The sequence below is a fragment of the Actinomadura syzygii genome, from assembly GCF_008085905.1.
Taxonomy (GTDB): domain Bacteria; phylum Actinomycetota; class Actinomycetes; order Streptosporangiales; family Streptosporangiaceae; genus Spirillospora; species Spirillospora syzygii.
On the sequence record NZ_VSFF01000003.1, the window covers coordinates 50,133 to 66,625 of the forward strand.

Consider the following 16,493-nt stretch of genomic DNA (forward strand, 5'->3'; position numbering starts at 1 on the left):
CCTCGTCGTGATTCTCAGATGACGCCGTGGCGCGGCGGGGGCGTGCCGTTGAGGACGTGCCGGCCGATGTGCTGGACCTTCCAGCGGACGGGGTCGTGCAGGGTGTGCGTGCGGGCGTTGCGCCAGTGCCGGTGGAGGTTGAGCTCGTCCAGGGCGGAGCGGGTCCCGGACACCTCGAACAGCGCGTTGGTCAGCTCGACCGCGGCACGGTCCGCGTACGTCTTGGCGGCGGCGACCGCGATGGAGGCCCGCGCCGCGTTCGCGTCGGTGAGGTCGCGCCTGGCGTGCTCGACCGCGCGTCCGGCCTCGGCGAGCAGGGCGCGGGCGGCGCGCTCGGTGATGGCCAGTTCGCCGAACCGCTGGACGAGCAGCGGGTCGCCGCCGGGTGTGTCGGCGCCGCTCTCGAACCAGGGACGGCTCGTCGTGTTGACGAACTCCACCGCCTCGCGCAGCGCGCCCGAGGCGATGCCCACGTCGATCGCCGCGTGCAGCAGCTGCGCCGTGGACCCGTGCACCTGCGGGCCGGTGAAGGTCAGGTGGTGCGGTACCACATGGTCGGCCGGGACGCGCACATCCCGGAGGTGGACGGTGCCGCTGGCGGTGGTGCGCTGGCCCATGCCGTTCCAGTCGTCCACCACCTCCAGGCCGTCGGCGGTGCGGTGGACGTAGGCCACGTGCAGGCGGTCCTCGCCGTCCACCTCAAGTTGGGCCAGGACGGGAACCCAATGCGCGAACAGTGCCCCGGTGCTGTAGTACTTGGTGCCGGTCAGCACGAATCCGCCCGACTCGTCCGGGACGAGCCGGGTCGCATACTCCTGGACGTGCCTGGTTCCCCGCTCGGACTGCGCGTTGCCGAACCGCTTGCCCGCCAGCGCCTCGCCGAAGAAGAACTTCTGCTGTTCGGGCGTCCCCTGCTGGGCCAGGACGCGCAGGTACACGACATGGCTCTGCGGGATCTGCGCGATGTTGGGATCGCCCGCGGCCAACGTCCGGAACACCTCGGCCAGCGTGTCGGCCCGCACGTCCGCCCCGCCGTACTCGTTCGGGACGGTGATCGCCAGGAGCCCGCTCGCCGACAGCCGCTCCAGTTCGGCCTCCGGGAGGATGCGGTGCGCGTCGCGCTCGGCCGCGCGCTCGGCGAACTCCGCTCCCAGTTCGGCGGCCGTCTCCAGCGCCTCCTCGTCACTGCGGATCACTGCGGCGTCCATGGTCGCCCCCTCCGGTCGGGCCGCGAGCGGCGCGTACGCCTTCGCATAACCCTAGTTAATAGGTCGATTATAGTGAGATTGGATCCATGCCGGACGTCCCGCGACGCCCCGCGTCGAGCCTCTCGTCACGGGGCGGAGGCGCGTTCCCCGATCGGGCCGCCGGCCAGGTCGCGGAACGTTCCACCGTGGTAGATCAGCGGCGGCACGCCGGCTTGGGCGTCGAGGGCGTGGACGCGGAAGACGATGATGTCGTGGTCGCCGGAGCGGAACTGCCGCTCGATGGAGCAGTCGTACCACGCGGCCGCGCCCTCGACCTGCACGCATCCGTCCGGGGTGGAACGCCAGTCGACACCGGCGAACCGGTCCGCCTCGCGGGAACCGAGCCGCCGTCCGACGTGTCCCTGGTGGGAGGCCAGCACGCTGATCCCGATCCGGGGCAGCGCGCGCAGCAGCGGCCAGGTCGTCGAGGTGTGCGCGACGCACACCGACACCAGCGGGGGATCCAGGGACACCGGGACGAACGAGCTCGCGGCGAGGCCGGCGGGGTTTCCGCCGACCAGACCCGCGACCACCGTCACCCCGGTGGGATAGGCGCCGTAGACACGGCGCAGGTCGACACCGACTGCCGTCATATCGATCACTCCTTCGACCGGAGAGGACAGGCAGGGAAGAGAAAAGGAGGGAGGAGGTCCGGCCGCCTGCCGGACGGCGGCCGGACCGGCGGGTGTGGAGGTCAGCGGTAGAGCGAGAACTCGGGCGCGCGCCGGTTCAGGGTCCAGTCGCCGACCTCGCGCGCCTTGTAGGCGACGGGGTCGTGGACGGTGTGGGTGCGGAGGTTGCGCCAGTGCCGGTCGAAGCCGTAGGCGGCGGTGGTGGCGCGGGCGCCCTGGATCTCGAACAGCCGGGAGGCCGCCGACAACGCGACCTTGGTGGATAGGTACTTCGCCTCGTAGACGGCGACGGCCGCCTCGGCGCGCTGCTCCTCGCTGAGCCCGGGGCCGGTGTCCAGGCCCGTCTGCAGGGCGTCGCCCGCGCGGTCGGCGAGCAGGGCGGCGGCGCGGAGCTCGCTGCGGATCTCCCCGACGGTCTGCAGGATGTAGGGGTCGTCGGCGGCGCTGTCCACGCCCGAGGTCTCCCACGGGGCGGAGTGCAGGCGGGTCCAGTCGAGCGCTTCGTCGAGGGCGCCCTCGGCCGTCCCGACGTAGAAGTTGACGAACGCCAGCTGCCAGTGCGGTGTGACGAGCGTCTGGTAGGGGGTGATGGTCCGCCCGGTGAGCGGGTCGGGCCCGAGGACCTCCGAGCGCTCGACGCGCGCGTTCTCGAACGCGACGCCGCCGGAGTCGGTGAGGCGCTGGCCGATGTTGTCCCAGTCGCCGAGGGCCCGGAAGCCCTCGCGCCCGGCGGGCAGGGAGACGAAGACCAGTTCTCCCCGGTAGGCGGCGGTGACGGAGAGGTAGTCGCCGAGGCTCGCGCCGGAGGCGAACGACCGGCGCCCGTTCAGCCGGAACCCGTCGCCGTCGTCGGTCAGGACGAGGTCGGAGCCGCCGCGCGGGTTCTGCACACCGCCCCAGAACAGCTTCTGCTCGGCGTTGCGGCGGGACAGCTCCGCCGCCTGCTCGGGAGTGCCGAACAGGGTCGCGACGCGGGTCTGCGCGAAGTGGTAGCCGATGAGGTGGGCGATGGAGGTGTCGCCGCGCGCGACGCGGCGGGTGATCTGGACGGTCTGCGCGTAGTTCAGGCCGTCGCCGCCGTACTCGACGGGTTCCTGCACCTGGAGCAGGTCATGGCCGCGCAGCAGTTCGACCTCCGCGCGCGGGGTCCGGTTGGCGCGGTCCCGCTCGGCGGCGGTGGCGCGCAGTTCGGCGGCGGCGGTGTCGGCGCGCCGCAGCGCGGCGGCGAACCGCTCGTCAGTGGCGGCCCGGGGCCGGTGGGTCTCGGTCTGCTGGGTCTCGCTCTGCTGGGTTTCGACGGACATGCCGATGCTCTCCTTCGGGATGGACGTGTGCCGGTGGCGGACGGGCAGGACGGCGGGCAGGACGGCGGGCAGGACGGCGGGCAGGACGGCGGGCGGGGCGACGACGCGCCCGGCTACACAGCGCGCTGCACGACCTGAGCAGGTCGATGTAGCGGCGGCGGACGAGGATCATGCGGCTCAGGAACCCGCCCGCGCCGCCGGAACGCCGGCCTTGTCGGCCTCGGCGGCCTCCAGTTCCCGGACGAGGGGCAGCACCCGCTTGCCGAAGTACTCGACCTCCTCCAGGTAGTGCAGGAAGCCGAGGAGGAACAGGTCAACGCCGAGCCGCTTGTAGGCGACGATCCGTTCGGCGATCTGCTCGGGCGTCCCGATCAGTCCGGTGCGGAAGCCGTCGTTGTACTGGACGAGGTCGGTGAACTCCGAGTCCTGCCACATGCCCCTGCCGTCGGCGGTGGACCGCCCGGCCTGCCTGACCGCGGCTCCGAAGCCGTCGACGGCCTCCCGGTCGGCCTTGGCGACGATCTCGCGCAGCACCTCGCGGGCCTCGGCCTCGGAGTCGCGGGCGATCAGGAAGGCGTTCAGGCCGAACCGGACGCTCCGGCCGTGCAGGGCGGCCTCGCCGCGGACGTCGCGGATCTGCTCGGTGACGCCGTCGAAGTCGTTGCCGTTGCTGAAGTACCAGTCGGACACGCGACCGGCCATCCGGCGGGCGGCGGTGGAGTTGCCGCCCTGGAAGATCTCCGGGTGCGGGCGGCCGGGCGCGGCGAGCGGCTTGGGCCGCAGGTCGAAGTCGTGCAGGCGGTAGAAGTCGCCGTTGAACTCCGCGTTCTCGGAGGTCCAGATCTCGCGCAGCACCCGGATGAACTCCTCGCTGCGCCGGTACCGCTCGTCGTGCTCCAGCCACGGCTCGCCGAGTTTGGTGAACTCGTCCTTGAACCAGCCGCTGACGACGTTGACGGCGGCGCGTCCGCCCGACAGTTGGTCCGCGGTGGCGATGAACTTGGCCAGGACGCCGGGATGCCACAGCCCGGGATGGATCGCGGCGATCACCTTCAGCCGCCGCGTGGCGAGCAGCAGGGCCAGGCTGAACCCCGTGGACTCGTGCTGGTAGGCGGCGCCGTAGGAGGCGATGTAGCGGACCTGGCTGAGCGCGTAGTCGAATCCGTTGTCCTCGGCGCGGACGGCCAGCTCGCGGTTGTAGTCGTAACCCCAGTCGGTGCGCTGTTCGATCTTGCTCACCACCAGGCCGCCGCTGACGTTGGGCACCCAGTAGGCGAACCTCACCGCCTCCGGAGTATTCTCGATATTTCCTACAGGCATGGTTAAGATTGTGAGCGTCGGTCCGCCCCAGGTCAATGTGGTGTTCCTGACGGGGTGATAGGCCGAACCTTGCAGCCGCGCCGAAGGGGGAGCCATGCGGATCGAACAGCTGGAGTGCGTCGCGGCCGTGACCCGCCTGGGTTCGATGCGCCGCGCCAGCGAGGCGCTGCACATGTCGCAGCCCGCGCTCAGCCAGACCATCGGCAACCTGGAGCGCGAGCTCGGCGTCACGCTCCTCGAACGGCACCGCTCGGGCGCCCGGCTCAGCTCCGGCGGGCGCGAGCTGCTGCCCGGGATCATCGAGGTCCTGGACGCGGTGCACCGGCTGCGCGCGGCGGCCGACGACAGGCACCGGGTCCGGCGGAGCATCCGCATCGGCACCGTGCACGCCGCCACCGTCCCGCTCGTGCTGCCCGTGATCAGCGGCTTCCGCGCGGCGCGTCCCGAGACGCAGGTCGAGCTGATCACCGCCCGGCAGGCCGACATCCAGGAGGCGCTGCGCGGGGGCGGGCTCGACCTCGGCCTGATCAACGTCATCGACGGCGACGACCCGCCGCCGGACCTCGCGACGGTCGAACTGCTGCGCGGCCGCGCCGCGGTCTGCTGCCGCACCGACAGCCCGCTCGCCCGGCTGCGCGAGGTCCCGCTGGCCCGGATCCTCGCCGAGCCGTTCGTCGCGATGCGCGCGGGCTATCTCATGCACCGCTACGTGCATCGCCTCCTGGACGGACGCGAACCGGCCATCGCCTACTCCGTGGACGGCGCCGAGATGGGCAAGGTGATGGTCGCCCAGGGCCTGGGCGTCACACTGCTGCCCGAATACAGCATCTCCGGAGACCCCCTCGAACGGAGCGGCGTGATCACCCACCGCCCGCTGGCCGCCGAGGGCCCGGACGTCCTTCTCGTCGCCCAGCATTCCCGCACCCGCCAGCCGCCCGCCCAGGTCGGCCGCCTCCTCCGCCTGCTCAAAGCCCAGGCCGCACGCCTCCCGCACGACACCGAGAACTGATGGACGCCATATCGATAATGGCGTTGTGAGTGGATATGCGATTCGGCCCGCGCGGCCGGGAGACGGCGACGGGGTGGCCAAGGCGTGGCTGGACTTCGCGGAGTACTACCGGGAGATCGCGCCGGAGGCGTTTCAGGCGCCGCGTGCCGACGGGCTCGCGGAATGGCTGGAGGGCAGGCTGCTGAGCGAACAGGCGGACGTGTTCGGACGCGTGTGCGACGACGGGGGAGAGGCGGTCGGGTTCGTCCGGGCCTCGTTCCTGCCGCCGCACGAGGACGCCGAACGGCAGGTGACGCGAGAGGTCGCGCTGCCCCGGATCTACGTCAACGCCCTCGCGGTGCGGCGCGACCACTGGCGCGGCGGCGCGGGCACGGCGCTGATGAGGTCGGCGGAGGCGTGGGGGCGCGAACGCGGAGCACGGCTGATCAGCCTCGACACCTTCGCGGCGAGTCCCGTGTCCGTTCCGTTCTATGAGAAGCGGATGGGCTACGAGAGGCACGCCATCGTCTTCAGCGGCTCGCTCGACTGAGCCCCACTCAGGCTGAGCCCTTTTCAGGCTGAGCCCTTTTCAGGCTGAGCCCTTTTCAGGCGGTGTGCCAAGGGCGGCGCGGCTTGTCGTGCATCCGGCCGGGGACGCCGGGCCGCCGCTGCCAGGGGCGCGGCCCGGACGGCGGACGGTAGCCGATCCCGAGCGCGTCCAGGCGGGCGTAGTGCGCGCGGTCCATGCGGCGCTCGAAGCCCGCGACGTCGCGTTCGCCGGGGGCGGGCAGCGCCGACCAGGCGACCTCCGCGAACGCGGCGAGGCGGGGGAACACCTGGTAGTCGACGCGGGCCCGGTTCTCGGTCACCTCGGACCACAGGTTCGCCTGCGCGCCGATGACCCGGGCCGCGTGCGGCGTCCCGGCGAGGCTCGGCGGGACGGGCTCGAACCGGTAGACGTCCTGGAGCGTGTGCACCCAGCCGAACGGGACGGGCTCGTCCGGTCCCGAGTCCTGGACGTGGTCGAGGTAGACCTCCTGCTGCGGGCACATCACCACGTCGTGCCCGGCCTTCGCCGCGGCGACGCCGCCCCGGTACCAGCGCCAGCACATGACGGCCGCGCCGTCCGCGAGGCCGCCCTCCAGGATCTCGTCCCAGCCGATGAGGCGGCGGCCCCGCTCGGCGAGCCACCGGTCGAAGTGGCGGATCATCCAGGACTGCATGCCGTCCTCGCCCGCGACGCCCAGCTCGCGGATGCGGGCCTGCGCGGTGGGCGACCGGCGCCACTGGTCCTTGACGCACTCGTCGCCGCCGATATGGACGAAGCGGCTGGGAAAGACGTCCAAGACCTCTTCCAGGACGTCCTCGAAGAACGACACCACGGCGGCCGTCGGGGCGAGGACGTTCGGGTTGATGCCCCAGTCGGTCTTCACCTCCAGCGCGCCGGTGTCGATCACGTCGGCGTTCCCCAGCCACGGGTAGGCCGCGATGGCGGCCTGCGTGTGGCCGGGCAGGTCGATCTCGGGGACGACGGTGACGTGCCGCTCAGCCGCGTACGCGACGATCTCGCGCAGGTCGTCGCGCGTGTAGAAGCCGCCGTGCGGGCGCTCGTCCCACATCGGCGGGTCGCCCCAGCCCATCCGGGTGCGGCGCCGCCACGCGCCCACTTCGGTCAGCCGGGGATACCGCTCGATCTCGACCCGCCAGCCCTGGTCGTCGGTGAGATGCAGATGCAGGACGTTGAGCTTGTGGACGGCCAGCAGCTCGATGTACCGGAGGACGTCGTCCTTGGGCAGGAAGTGCCGGGCGACGTCGAGCATGAGGCCGCGCCAGGCGAAGCGCGGAGCGTCCTCGACCGTCAGGTACGGGACGGCGACCGGCTCCCGCTCGATGGGGGCGCGGCGGAAGGCGTCCAGGCCGCGAAGTTGCCGGAGGGTCTGGCGTCCCCAGAACACGCCCGCGTCGTCCCCGCCGGTGATCTCGGCGCCCTCGGGCGACACGGTCAGCCGGTACGCCTCGGCGGCCAGGGACGGATCGAGCGACGTCCGCACGCGCCCGGTGAACGGCCCTGACGTCGCGCCCCATTCGACCTTCCCCGGAAGGGGAATGAGGTCCACCGTGGTCGCCATTCGCCCGCCTCCGGACTCGGCCGTTCAGGTAAGGGACCCGACGACGATACCTTGGGCCCGTCGCGACACCCGCGGAGGTGCTGATCGTGATCCTGGAGCCGGGCTGATGCCGCCGGAGGCCCCGCCCGCCAGGCGGATGTGGCCGCTGTACGCGGCCGGATTCACCACCGCCTTCGGCGCGCACGGCATCGCCGCCAACCTCGGCGGCTTCTCCGGCGACGCCGTCACCTCGCTGCTGGTCCTCGGCGGGCTGCTCGCCCTGTACGACGGCGCCGAGGTCCTGCTCAAGCCCGTCTTCGGGACGCTCGCCGACCGGATCGGGGCCCGTCCCGTCCTGGTCGGCGGGCTGGTCGCGTTCGCGGCCGCGTCCGCGGTCTACGTCGTCGCCGACAGGCCCGGCTGGCTCTGGGCGGCGAGGCTCGGTCAAGGGGCGGCGGCGTCGGCGTTCTCGCCGTCCGCGTCCGCGCTGGTCGCCCGCCTCAACCCGGCCGCGAAGCACGGCCGCGCCTTCGGCGGCTACGGCTTCTACAAGTCGATCGGCTACACCCTCGGCCCGCTCCTCGGCGGCGTCCTCGTCTGGGCCGGGGGACTGCGGCTGCTGTTCGCCGTGCTGGCGGTGCTCGGCGCGGCGGTCGCCGGGTGGGCCGCGCTCGCCGTGCCCGCCGTCCCGCCGCTGCCGAAGGCCCGGCAGACCGTCCTCGACCTCGCCCGCCGCCTGGCCGATCCCGCGTTCCTCGCGCCGACCGCCGCGCTCGCCGCCGCGACCGCCGCGCTGTCGGCGGGCGTCGGCTTCCTGCCCGTGTCCGGACGCGCCGCCGGGCTCGGCACGATCGTCACGGGCGCCGCCGTGTCCGTGCTCGCCCTCTGCGCCGCGCTCGTCCAGCCGCGCGCCGGCCGCGCCCTCGACGACGGACGCCTCACCGCCCGCTCCGGCGTCACCGCCGGGCTTCTGGTCACCGCCGCCGGGCTGGGCTGCGCCGCGCTGCCCGGCCTCGCGGGCGTGCTCGCCGCCGCCGCGCTGATCGGCGCCGGGACCGGGCTGATCACCCCGCTCGGCTTCGCCGCCCTCGCCGCCGCCACCCCGCGCGAGCGGCTCGGCCAGACGATGGGCGCCGCCGAGCTCGGACGCGAACTGGGCGACGCGGGCGGGCCGCTGCTGGTCGCCGCCGTCGCCGCGTCCGCCGGGCTCTCCTGGGGGTTCGCGGCGCTCGCCGTCGTCCTGGCCGGGTTCGTCCTCGCTTATCGCCGCGCCGCCGCGCCGTCGTAGGCGTCGAGGAGGGCCCGCGCCGCCGCGCGGTGCTCGGCCGCGGCGGACGGGTCGGCCTCGTCGAGGACGGCCGCGATCCCCTCGTGCGCCAGCGCCTCGGCGTGCCGGTTCCCGAGCCTCGGGGCCAGCTCCAGCGCCTCCCGGTGCAGCCGCAGCGCCTCGCCGGGCAGGCCCGCGAGGCGGCAGGTCTCCGCGTAGCCGTCCAGGAAGCGGATCTTCCAGTGCTCCTCGAACAGCTCGTCCAGCAGGGCGAACGCCTCGCGGTGCGCGGCGAGCGCGGCGTCGAACCGGCCCATCCGGCGCAGCGCGACGCCCAGGCAGTTGAGGCACCACGCCTCGTTGTGCCGGTGGCCGTCCTCGCGGGCCAGCTCCAGGGCCTCCCGCAGGTGCGCGACGGCCCGGTCGGGCTCCCGGTCGGCGACGGCCATGCCGAGCGTGATGCGGGCGGTCAGCGTGGGCGGCCACGCGGGGTCGGCGTGCGGGACGTCCAGCACCGCGCGGGCCAGCCGCGCCGCCTCCTCGCAGCGGCCGAGCTGGAGCATCGCCCAGCCCTCGTCCGCGGTCGCGTGCGCCGCGCCCGTGGGGCAGCCCGCCTCCGCGTACAGCTCGCCCGCCCGCCGGAACAGGCCGAGCGGCTCCTCGACGCGGCCCTCGTCCCAGCGCAGGTGGCCGCGCCGCAGGGTCAGGTCGGCCGCCGTCCTCGCGTCCCCGGACGCGGCGACGAGCGGGGCCGCCGCCTCGTACGCGGCGTCCGCCTCCGCCATCCGCCCCGCGTTGTACCGGGCGAAGCCGAGGTCGCTGTGCGCCTCGGCCAGCCGCAGCGGGTCGCCGAGCCGCCGCGCGGCGTCCAGCGACCGCTCGAACAGGGCGTTCAGGTGCGTTGTCCCGCACCGCCGGGCGAAGAACGCCCGCATGAAGCGCGGCAGCTCGGACACGTGGTCGTCGGCCCCGACCGCGGCCGCCGCCTCGAAGACGGCCATCAGGTTGGTGTACTCGGTGCCGAACCAGAGGAGCGCCGCGTGCTTGCCCGCGAACTCCGGCACCTCGGCCGTGGGCTCGCCCGCGGACACGTCCCGGTTCGGCGGCTGGTACGACATCGCCGCGTCGGCGGCGGCCGCCGCGCGCACGTAGTAGCCGAGGACGCGGCCGAGCGCCGCGTCCCGCTCGGCCTCCGGGTCCTGCTCGGCGGCGGCGCTCCGGGCGTGCCGCCGCACCAGGTCGTGCAGGCGGTAGCGGCCCGCCGCGGGCTGCTGGACGAGGTGCGCGTCGAGCAGGTCCTCCAGGGTCGCGCGGGCGGTGCGGAGCGGGACGTCGGCCAGCGCCGCCGCCACGTACTCGTCGAACGTCGAACCGGGCAGCAGGCCCAGCAGCCGGAAGAACCGGCGGCCCGCCCGGTCGAGCTGCCGGACCGACATCGCGAACGCCGTGTCGAACTCGTCGGCGCCCTCCGCCATCCGCTCGACGAGGATGCCGACCGTCCAGCCGGGGCGGTGCCGCAGCCGGGCGGCGGCCAGCCGCAGCGCGAGCGGCAGGTGGCCGCACAGCCGCAGCACCTCGGCGGCGGACTCCGGTTCGCGCGCCAGCCGCCCCGACCCGCCGGGGTCGCCGCTGGCGCGGGCGAGCAGCTCGGCGCTCTCGGCCGGGGACAGGACGTCCAGCGAGACCGGGGGCGCCTCGTCCAGGTCGAGCAGCCGGTTGCGGCTGGTGATCAGCGCGACGGACGGCCCCGCGCCGGGCAGCAGCGGGCGGACCTGGTCGGCGTCGACGGCGTTGTCGAGGACGACCACGGCCCGCCGGTGCGCGAGCTCCGACCGCCAGCACGCGGCCAGCGGCTCGACGCCGCCCTCCTGCGGGATCCGCTCGGACGGGACGTCCAGCGCCGCGAGCAGCGTCCGCAGCGCCGGGTCGGCGCCGAGCGGCTCCCGGCCGTCGGTGAACCCGTGCAGGTCGACGTAGAGCTGCGCGTCGGGATAGGCGGCGGTGAGCCGGTGCGCGGCGTGCACCGCGAGGCACGTCTTGCCGACGCCCGCCATGCCGTCGACGGCGACGACGCCGCCCGCGTCCACCGCCGCGAGCACGGCGGCGAGCTCGGCCGCGCGCCCGGTGAAGTCGGGCACGTCGCGCGGCAGGTCGTTGCGGGGCGGGCGCGGCGCCCCGGCGGGCGGCGCCGGCGGCTGGACGTGGCGGCTGCTCTTCGGCGGCGCGGGCAGCGTGCTCGACGCCCGCTCCCACAGCGGGCGCAGCGGCCGGGGATCGCGCCTGACCAGGCGGCAGAGCGCGAGCACGGCCGACCACGGCGGGACCGTCCGCCCGCTCAGGTAGCGGGACAGCGACGACGAGCTGAGCTCCGTGTCGCGGGCGAGCGCCCGCACGCCGCGTCCGGACAGCTCCTGGAGCAGGCGCAGCCGTTCGGCCAGCTCGTCGCCGGGGTCCGCCTGTCTCGTCCCGTGCTGTGCCACCACCGTGTCCCCGCCCCCTTCTGTCCCACCGCGAACGAAACTTAGTGGGACGAATCCACGCAGGTCAAAGCCGTGTCGGCTGTCCCACGGTGTCCCGCCGTCCTCGCCGCGCCGGGCCCGCCCGGCTGTTATTGAGTCACGCCCCGCAGGGAGGGGCGGTGACCGGGAAAAAGGAGAAGGACATGCAGGCTCGGATGCAGAACCCCGCGATGGTCCTGTCGGACGCGATGCAGCCCATCCAGCAGGTGTTCAAGGCCGCGCACGGCGGCGGCGTGGACGCGCAGACCCTGGAGCTGGTGCACCTGCGGGTCAGCCAGATCAACGGGTGCAGCGCGTGCGTCGACGCGGGCGCGAAGACGTCCCGGAAGGCGGGCGTGAGCGACGACCGGCTCGCCGCCGTCGCCGCGTGGCGGGAGGCCCCGTACTTCACCGACGAGGAGCGGGCGGCGCTCGCGCTGGCCGAGGCAGCGACGCGGCTGGCCGACCGTCCGGACGCGGTGAGCGACGAGGTCTGGGACGCCGCCGCGACCCACTACGACGAGAGGCAGCTCGCCGCGATCGTCCTGATGATCGGAGTGACGAACATGTTCAACAGGCTCAACGCGACCACCCGGCAGATCGCCGGGGCGTGGGGGTGACCGGCGCCATGACCTATGACGGATTCACGGCCGACGAGCGCGCCGCGATGAAGGAGCACGCCGGTGAGCTGAAGAAGACCGCGCGGCGCGCTCCGGGAAAGGCCAGGGCGGACGGCGAGCAGGACGTCCGCGCGAAGATCGCCGAGATGGAGGAGGCGGACCGCGTCCTCGCCGAGCGGGTGCACGAGATCGTCCGGGCGGCCGCGCCGCACCTCGTCCCGAAGCTCTGGTACGGGATGCCCGCCTACGCCAAGGACGGCAAGGTGCTCTGCTTCTTCCAGAGCGCGCAGAAGTTCAAGGCGCGGTACGCGACGCTCGGCTTCAACGACGCGGCGAGCCTGGACGACGGCGCCATGTGGCCGACCGCCTTCGCCCTGACGAAGCTGACCGCCGACACCGAGGCGAGGATCACCGCCCTGGTCAAGCAGGCGGCGAGCTGACCGTCCTGCGGCGAGGAGTGGCCCGGGGACCGATCCCCGGGCCACTCGCCGTCTCCGCCCGGCCGCACCGCGTGGCCGCTAGCGGGCGCGGCCCCGTAATCGAATGCCCGCCGCCGGTGCCGAGTGTGACAATGCGGACGACGGCCGAGCGGCGCGGAGAGGCGGCGGTAGTGGCGGACGAGAAGACCGTGGAGCAGGCGGGGCCGATTCCCGTGGTGGTCGCGGGAGCGGAGCCGGTGGACGGCGAGAAGGGCCTGTTCTCGGCGGCGCGGGAGGCGGCGACCCGGGTGACCGACGTCGACCCGGCGCGGCTCGCGGCGAACCTGGCGGCGTTCTGCGCGTCCGTCCAGGCGGCGATCGACCAGGTGCCCGAGCGGTCCGGGCCGTTCCGGCTGGAGAGCTTCGAGGCCGTCGCGGAGATCACCGCGGGCGGGCAGTTCCGGCTGGTCGGCGCACTGCAGGGCCAGGTCAAGGGAGGCGTCAAGCTGGTCTTCGCGCGCCCGCCCGCGTGAACGGCGCGATCGTCGTCGGCTGCGCCGGGTACGAGGACCCGGACCTCGCGCCGCTGCGCTACGCGCACCGCGACGCCCGGCGGCTCGCCGACGCGCTCGTCGCGTCCTGCGACGTCACCCCCGACACGCTGGTGGCCCTCCACGACGACGCGCCCGACCCGCGCCGCAGGCCGACCAGGACGAACGTGCTCCGCGCCCTCACCGACCGGAGCTGGCTCGACCGCGTCGACGGCGTCCTGTTCTTCTTCTTCAGCGGCCACGGGTTCCAGACGGCGGACGGCGCGCAGTACCTCCTCCCGATCGACTGCCTGCGCGGCGCGCTCGCCGACACCTCGCTCCGCTTCGACACGGTGGTGCGGCACCTGGGCGGCGCGCGGGCCGACCACTCCGTCCTGCTGCTGGACGCGTGCCGCAACGTCGTCGAGGGCGGTAAGGCCGCCCCGGACGCGCCGCCCCGGCTGGACGTCGCCGCGCTGTGCCCGCCGGGCATGGTGACCTTCTGCTCGTGCCGTCCCGGCCAGGTGTCCTACGAGGCCGAGACGCTCCAGGGCGGGGTGTTCACCGAGGCGCTCTGCGAGGCGCTCGGCGACCGCGGACGCTGCCGGACGATCTACGAGCTGGACGGCTACGTCACCGCCCGCGTGCCGGAGATCGCGCGGGCCGCGGGGAGGCCCGTCCAGCAGCCCTTCAGCAGGGTGGAGCCGCTGGACGTCCAGCGCCTCGAGATCGTGTCGGCGCGGCGGTCGAACGAGTGGCGGGCCGCGACGCCGATCGGCGCGGAGCAGCGGTCCGGCCGGGCGCCGCGGGTCGCGGCGGACCCGCCGCGCGACCCGCTCGTCGCCGTCGACTTCGGCACCAGCTACTCGGCCGTGTCCTGGTCGGACGGCGAGACCGTCATGCTGCCGGGGACGGACGGCCGGACCCTCGTCCCCTCGGTCGTGCACTTCCTGCCGGGCCTGGACTACCTCGTCGGCTCCGCCGCCGTGGAGGCCGACCAGTACCGTCCCGAGGGGACCGTCAAGGAGGCCAAGCGGCTGCTCGGCACCGACCGCTCCTTCGCCGTGGACGGCCGGAGCATCGCCCCGGAGCTCGCCGCGAGCCTCGTCATCCGCTCGCTGCGGCGCAACGCCGAGGAGGCGCTCGGGACGCCGGTGCGCCGCTGCGTGGCGTCCTGTCCGGCCAACTTCGGGATCGTGCGGCGGAACGCGCTGGCCCGCGCGTTCGAGCTGGCGGGCTTCGACGTCGCGCGGCTCGTCGCCGAGCCCAACGTCGCCGTGATGAGCCTCCCCCGGCTCCGCCCGGACTGGCACGGCACGTGCGCGGTCGTCGACCTCGGCGGCGGAACCTTCGACGTCGCGTTCATCGACTACGACGGGAACGACGAGTTCGGCGAGCTGGTGTCGTGCGTCGTGCTGTCGTCCGCGGGCAGCGACAAGGTCGGCGGCCTCGACTTCGACCGGGCCGTCGTCCGGTACGCGCTGGAGTGGCTGCGGGACCACTGGGGCCCGAACATCCCGCGCGACCCCCATCTCGGCTGGCAGCTGCGCCGGGAGGCGCAGCGGGCGAAGCGAACGCTCGGCGCGCGGGAGGAGGCGTCCCTGCTCCTCCAGGACGTCGAGGTGGGCAACCGCGGCCTCCACGACATCAGCATCCCCCTGGACCGGGACGTCTTCCGGCGGCTGACCGCGCCGCTCAACGAGGAGATCCGGTCCGTGCTGGAGCAGGCGAAGCACGCCTGGCGGGCCAGCTTCCTGCACGACGGGGACTCGCCTCCGCTCGTGCTGCTCGCGGGGCAGGGGACGAAGATCTTCACCGTCCGGGAGCAGCTCGCCGCGGCCGACCTCGGCGGGGAGGTGGTCGACCACTTCCAGGAGACCGCCGTTGTGCAGGGCCTCGGCCGCCAGGCGGGCGTCCTCACCGGCACCGTGAAGAACACGCTGCTGCTCGACCTGACGCGGCGCGGGATCGGCGTCCGCTGCACGGACCGCCGGAGCAGGCCGCCGCGGGTGGCGGGCGACCCCTCGGCCGACCGCGAGATCATGCCGGTCGTGGAGCCGTTCACCACGATCCCGACGAAGCGCTCGGAGCGGTTCCGGCTCGCGCCGGGCGGCGCGTCCCCGATCTCGCTGCAGGTCGTCGAGTACCTCGGGGAGGACGTCGAGCTCATCGGCACGGTCCCGGTCGAGGCGGGCCCCGACGGGCGGACCGTCGAGATCACCGTGGACATCGACGCCAACACGACGATAGCCGTGTCCGTGCCCGGCCTCGACGGCCGCGAGAGCCACCGCCAGTTGAACAACTTCTTCCTGCGCCGCCGTGCGGGCTCCGCACCGGGGGCCTGACCGGCGGCACGGCGCGGGGGTGTTGTCACCGGGTAACACCGCCGATACCTTGCTGTCCATGACGAGTGCGGCGGGGGCCCGGACCGGGCCGGGGGCCAGACGCGACCCCGGCCGCCGGCGCGCCCTGCTGGAGGCCGCCGACCGGGTGATCCAGCGGGAGGGCCCGGAGGCGTCCATGGCCGCGATCGCCGCCGAGGCGGGGATCAGCAAGCCGATCCTCTACCGCCACTTCGGCGACAAGAGCGGCCTGTACCAGGCGCTGGCCGAGCGCCACACGCGCAAGCTGGTCGAGGGGATCCGGGAGGAGTTCTCGCGGGGCGACCCGTTCCGGGAGCGCGTCCGCTCCACCATCGACACCTATCTGGCGACGATCTCCAGGAACCACAACCTCTACCGTTTCCTGATGCACCGGGCGAGCGCCGAGGACACGGCCACGCACAGCGCGATGAGCACGATGATCCGCGACGTCGGCCGGGAGCTGGCCGAGGTGATGATCGCCGAGGGCGAGCCGGCGGACCGGACCCGCGCCTACGTGTGGGGCCACGCGATCATCGGCATGGTGCAGACCGCGGGCGACTGGTGGCTCGACCACGCGGAGGTCCCCCGGGGCGCCGTCGTGGACGGGCTCGTCGACCTCGTCCTCGGCGGGCTCCCGGCCGCCGCGTCCGCAGCGCCCGCGTCCGCGTCCGCCGCGCCCGGGGCCGACCGGCCGCACGCCGGAACGCGGTCTCCCGACGAACCGTGATCGCGCCATAATTCGCAGGACGACCCGACCAACCCGAGGTGACCGTGCAGACCGACGAGCGCGTGCAGAGCGATGTGCGTCCCGAGCCCGCCGTGGAGACCGAGCGGCGGCCCTGGGGGAGCTTCGAGCGCTTCACGCTGAACGAGGCGTCCACCGTGAAGATCATCCACATGGCGCCGGGGCAGCGGCTCAGCCTGCAGCGGCACCGCGACCGCGACGAGCTGTGGGTGGCGCTCGACCCCGGCGCGGTGTTCGAGGTGGCCGGGCGGCGCATCCTGCCGGAGGTGGGGGAGCGGGTCCTGATCCGGGCGGGCGACACGCACCGGCTCGGTTCGACCGGCCCCGCGGTCCGCGTCATGGAGATCGCGTTCGGCCGCTTCGACGAGGACGACATCGAACGCCTGGAAGACGAGTACGGCCGCGCCTGACCCCCCGGCGCCCGAACACCGGGGCCTCGACGCCAGGGCCTG

General features: G+C 73.9%; 15 protein-coding genes. 9 read left to right on the forward strand and 6 right to left on the reverse strand.

Annotation, left to right across the window (positions count from 1 at the left end; all coding sequences use genetic code 11):
* Positions 1 to 14: 14 nt before the first annotated feature.
* The 4 genes from FXF65_RS07295 to sfnG form a co-directional block, all read right to left on the reverse strand.
* Positions 15 to 1,208 carry an SfnB family sulfur acquisition oxidoreductase gene (locus FXF65_RS07295; protein ID WP_148348963.1) on the reverse strand — a complete coding sequence of 398 codons (1,194 nt, stop codon included), beginning with the start codon at positions 1,206 to 1,208 and terminating at the stop codon, positions 15 to 17.
* Between the two features lie 125 nt (positions 1,209 to 1,333).
* Positions 1,334 to 1,840: a flavin reductase family protein gene (locus tag FXF65_RS07300; RefSeq protein ID WP_148348964.1), complete on the reverse strand. Its 507-nt coding sequence runs from the start codon at positions 1,838 to 1,840 to the stop codon at positions 1,334 to 1,336.
* Between the two features lie 101 nt (positions 1,841 to 1,941).
* Positions 1,942 to 3,183, reverse strand: a complete 1,242-nt coding sequence (locus FXF65_RS07305) for an acyl-CoA dehydrogenase family protein (RefSeq protein ID WP_148348965.1) — start codon at positions 3,181 to 3,183, stop codon at positions 1,942 to 1,944.
* A gap of 177 nt (positions 3,184 to 3,360) precedes the next feature.
* On the reverse strand, positions 3,361 to 4,503 hold the full coding sequence (sfnG, locus tag FXF65_RS07315) for a dimethylsulfone monooxygenase SfnG (protein ID WP_148348967.1): 1,143 nt from the start codon (positions 4,501 to 4,503) through the stop codon (positions 3,361 to 3,363).
* 94 nt (positions 4,504 to 4,597) lie between these two features.
* On the opposite strand from sfnG, the gene FXF65_RS07320 reads away from it, so the two are divergent.
* Together FXF65_RS07320 and FXF65_RS07325 are read left to right on the forward strand one after the other, a co-directional pair.
* The gene (locus FXF65_RS07320) at positions 4,598 to 5,512 is read left to right on the forward strand and encodes a LysR family transcriptional regulator (RefSeq protein WP_148348968.1); all 915 of its coding nucleotides are present in this window, start codon (positions 4,598 to 4,600) and stop codon (positions 5,510 to 5,512) included.
* Between the two features lie 25 nt (positions 5,513 to 5,537).
* A complete protein-coding gene (locus FXF65_RS07325) occupies positions 5,538 to 6,041 on the forward strand; it encodes a GNAT family N-acetyltransferase (protein WP_187412162.1) in 504 nt (167 codons plus the stop codon).
* A 55-nt stretch (positions 6,042 to 6,096) separates the two neighbouring features.
* On the opposite strand, the gene FXF65_RS07330 is transcribed toward FXF65_RS07325, so the two are convergent.
* The gene (locus tag FXF65_RS07330; protein ID WP_148348970.1) at positions 6,097 to 7,620 is read right to left on the reverse strand and encodes a beta-N-acetylhexosaminidase; all 1,524 of its coding nucleotides are present in this window, start codon (positions 7,618 to 7,620) and stop codon (positions 6,097 to 6,099) included.
* Positions 7,621 to 7,726: 106 nt separating this feature from the next.
* On the opposite strand from FXF65_RS07330, the gene FXF65_RS07335 reads away from it, so the two are divergent.
* Positions 7,727 to 8,887, forward strand: a complete 1,161-nt coding sequence (locus tag FXF65_RS07335; protein ID WP_222868426.1) for an MFS transporter — start codon at positions 7,727 to 7,729, stop codon at positions 8,885 to 8,887.
* On the opposite strand, the gene FXF65_RS07340 is transcribed toward FXF65_RS07335, so the two are convergent.
* The gene (locus tag FXF65_RS07340) at positions 8,860 to 11,346 is read right to left on the reverse strand and encodes a tetratricopeptide repeat protein (protein WP_148348971.1); all 2,487 of its coding nucleotides are present in this window, start codon (positions 11,344 to 11,346) and stop codon (positions 8,860 to 8,862) included. The genes FXF65_RS07335 and FXF65_RS07340 overlap by 28 nt on opposite strands.
* 182 nt (positions 11,347 to 11,528) lie before the next feature.
* Here FXF65_RS07340 and FXF65_RS07345 point away from each other — a divergent pair, with 182 nt between their 5' ends.
* From FXF65_RS07345 to FXF65_RS07370, 6 genes are all read left to right on the forward strand, one after another.
* Positions 11,529 to 11,984 carry a carboxymuconolactone decarboxylase family protein gene (locus FXF65_RS07345; RefSeq protein WP_148349440.1) on the forward strand — a complete coding sequence of 152 codons (456 nt, stop codon included), beginning with the start codon at positions 11,529 to 11,531 and terminating at the stop codon, positions 11,982 to 11,984.
* 8 nt (positions 11,985 to 11,992) lie between these two features.
* The gene (locus FXF65_RS07350) at positions 11,993 to 12,424 is read left to right on the forward strand and encodes an iron chaperone (protein ID WP_148348972.1); all 432 of its coding nucleotides are present in this window, start codon (positions 11,993 to 11,995) and stop codon (positions 12,422 to 12,424) included.
* A gap of 131 nt (positions 12,425 to 12,555) precedes the next feature.
* Positions 12,556 to 12,936, forward strand: a complete 381-nt coding sequence (locus tag FXF65_RS07355; RefSeq protein ID WP_148348973.1) for a Pepco domain-containing protein — start codon at positions 12,556 to 12,558, stop codon at positions 12,934 to 12,936.
* Positions 12,933 to 15,278 (forward strand): Hsp70 family protein, encoded by a 2,346-nt coding sequence (locus FXF65_RS07360; protein ID WP_148348974.1) that lies wholly within the window; start codon positions 12,933 to 12,935, stop codon positions 15,276 to 15,278. Before FXF65_RS07355 ends, FXF65_RS07360 begins: the two co-directional genes overlap by 4 nt.
* Positions 15,279 to 15,336: 58 nt before the next feature.
* Positions 15,337 to 16,023 carry a TetR family transcriptional regulator gene (locus FXF65_RS07365; RefSeq protein ID WP_148348975.1) on the forward strand — a complete coding sequence of 229 codons (687 nt, stop codon included), beginning with the start codon at positions 15,337 to 15,339 and terminating at the stop codon, positions 16,021 to 16,023.
* 38 nt (positions 16,024 to 16,061) lie between these two features.
* Positions 16,062 to 16,451 carry a phosphomannose isomerase type II C-terminal cupin domain gene (locus FXF65_RS07370; RefSeq protein ID WP_246198402.1) on the forward strand — a complete coding sequence of 130 codons (390 nt, stop codon included), beginning with the start codon at positions 16,062 to 16,064 and terminating at the stop codon, positions 16,449 to 16,451.
* Positions 16,452 to 16,493: the final 42 nt, after the last annotated feature.

Excerpts from the sequence above, each read along its gene's own strand:
- FXF65_RS07295 (WP_148348963.1), bottom strand. The coding sequence starts at position 1,208 with ATGGACGCCGCAGTGATCCGCAGTGACGAGGAGGCGCTGGAGACGGCC.
- FXF65_RS07300 (WP_148348964.1), bottom strand. The coding sequence starts at position 1,840 with ATGACGGCAGTCGGTGTCGACCTGCGCCGTGTCTACGGCGCCTATCCC.
- FXF65_RS07305 (WP_148348965.1), bottom strand. The coding sequence starts at position 3,183 with ATGTCCGTCGAAACCCAGCAGAGCGAGACCCAGCAGACCGAGACCCAC.
- sfnG (WP_148348967.1), bottom strand. The coding sequence starts at position 4,503 with ATGCCTGTAGGAAATATCGAGAATACTCCGGAGGCGGTGAGGTTCGCC.
- FXF65_RS07320 (WP_148348968.1), top strand. The coding sequence starts at position 4,598 with ATGCGGATCGAACAGCTGGAGTGCGTCGCGGCCGTGACCCGCCTGGGT.
- FXF65_RS07330 (WP_148348970.1), bottom strand. The coding sequence starts at position 7,620 with ATGGCGACCACGGTGGACCTCATTCCCCTTCCGGGGAAGGTCGAATGG.
- FXF65_RS07335 (WP_222868426.1), top strand. The coding sequence starts at position 7,727 with ATGCCGCCGGAGGCCCCGCCCGCCAGGCGGATGTGGCCGCTGTACGCG.
- FXF65_RS07345 (WP_148349440.1), top strand. The coding sequence starts at position 11,529 with ATGCAGGCTCGGATGCAGAACCCCGCGATGGTCCTGTCGGACGCGATG.
- FXF65_RS07350 (WP_148348972.1), top strand. The coding sequence starts at position 11,993 with ATGACCTATGACGGATTCACGGCCGACGAGCGCGCCGCGATGAAGGAG.
- FXF65_RS07355 (WP_148348973.1), top strand. The coding sequence starts at position 12,556 with ATGCGGACGACGGCCGAGCGGCGCGGAGAGGCGGCGGTAGTGGCGGAC.
- FXF65_RS07365 (WP_148348975.1), top strand. The coding sequence starts at position 15,337 with ATGACGAGTGCGGCGGGGGCCCGGACCGGGCCGGGGGCCAGACGCGAC.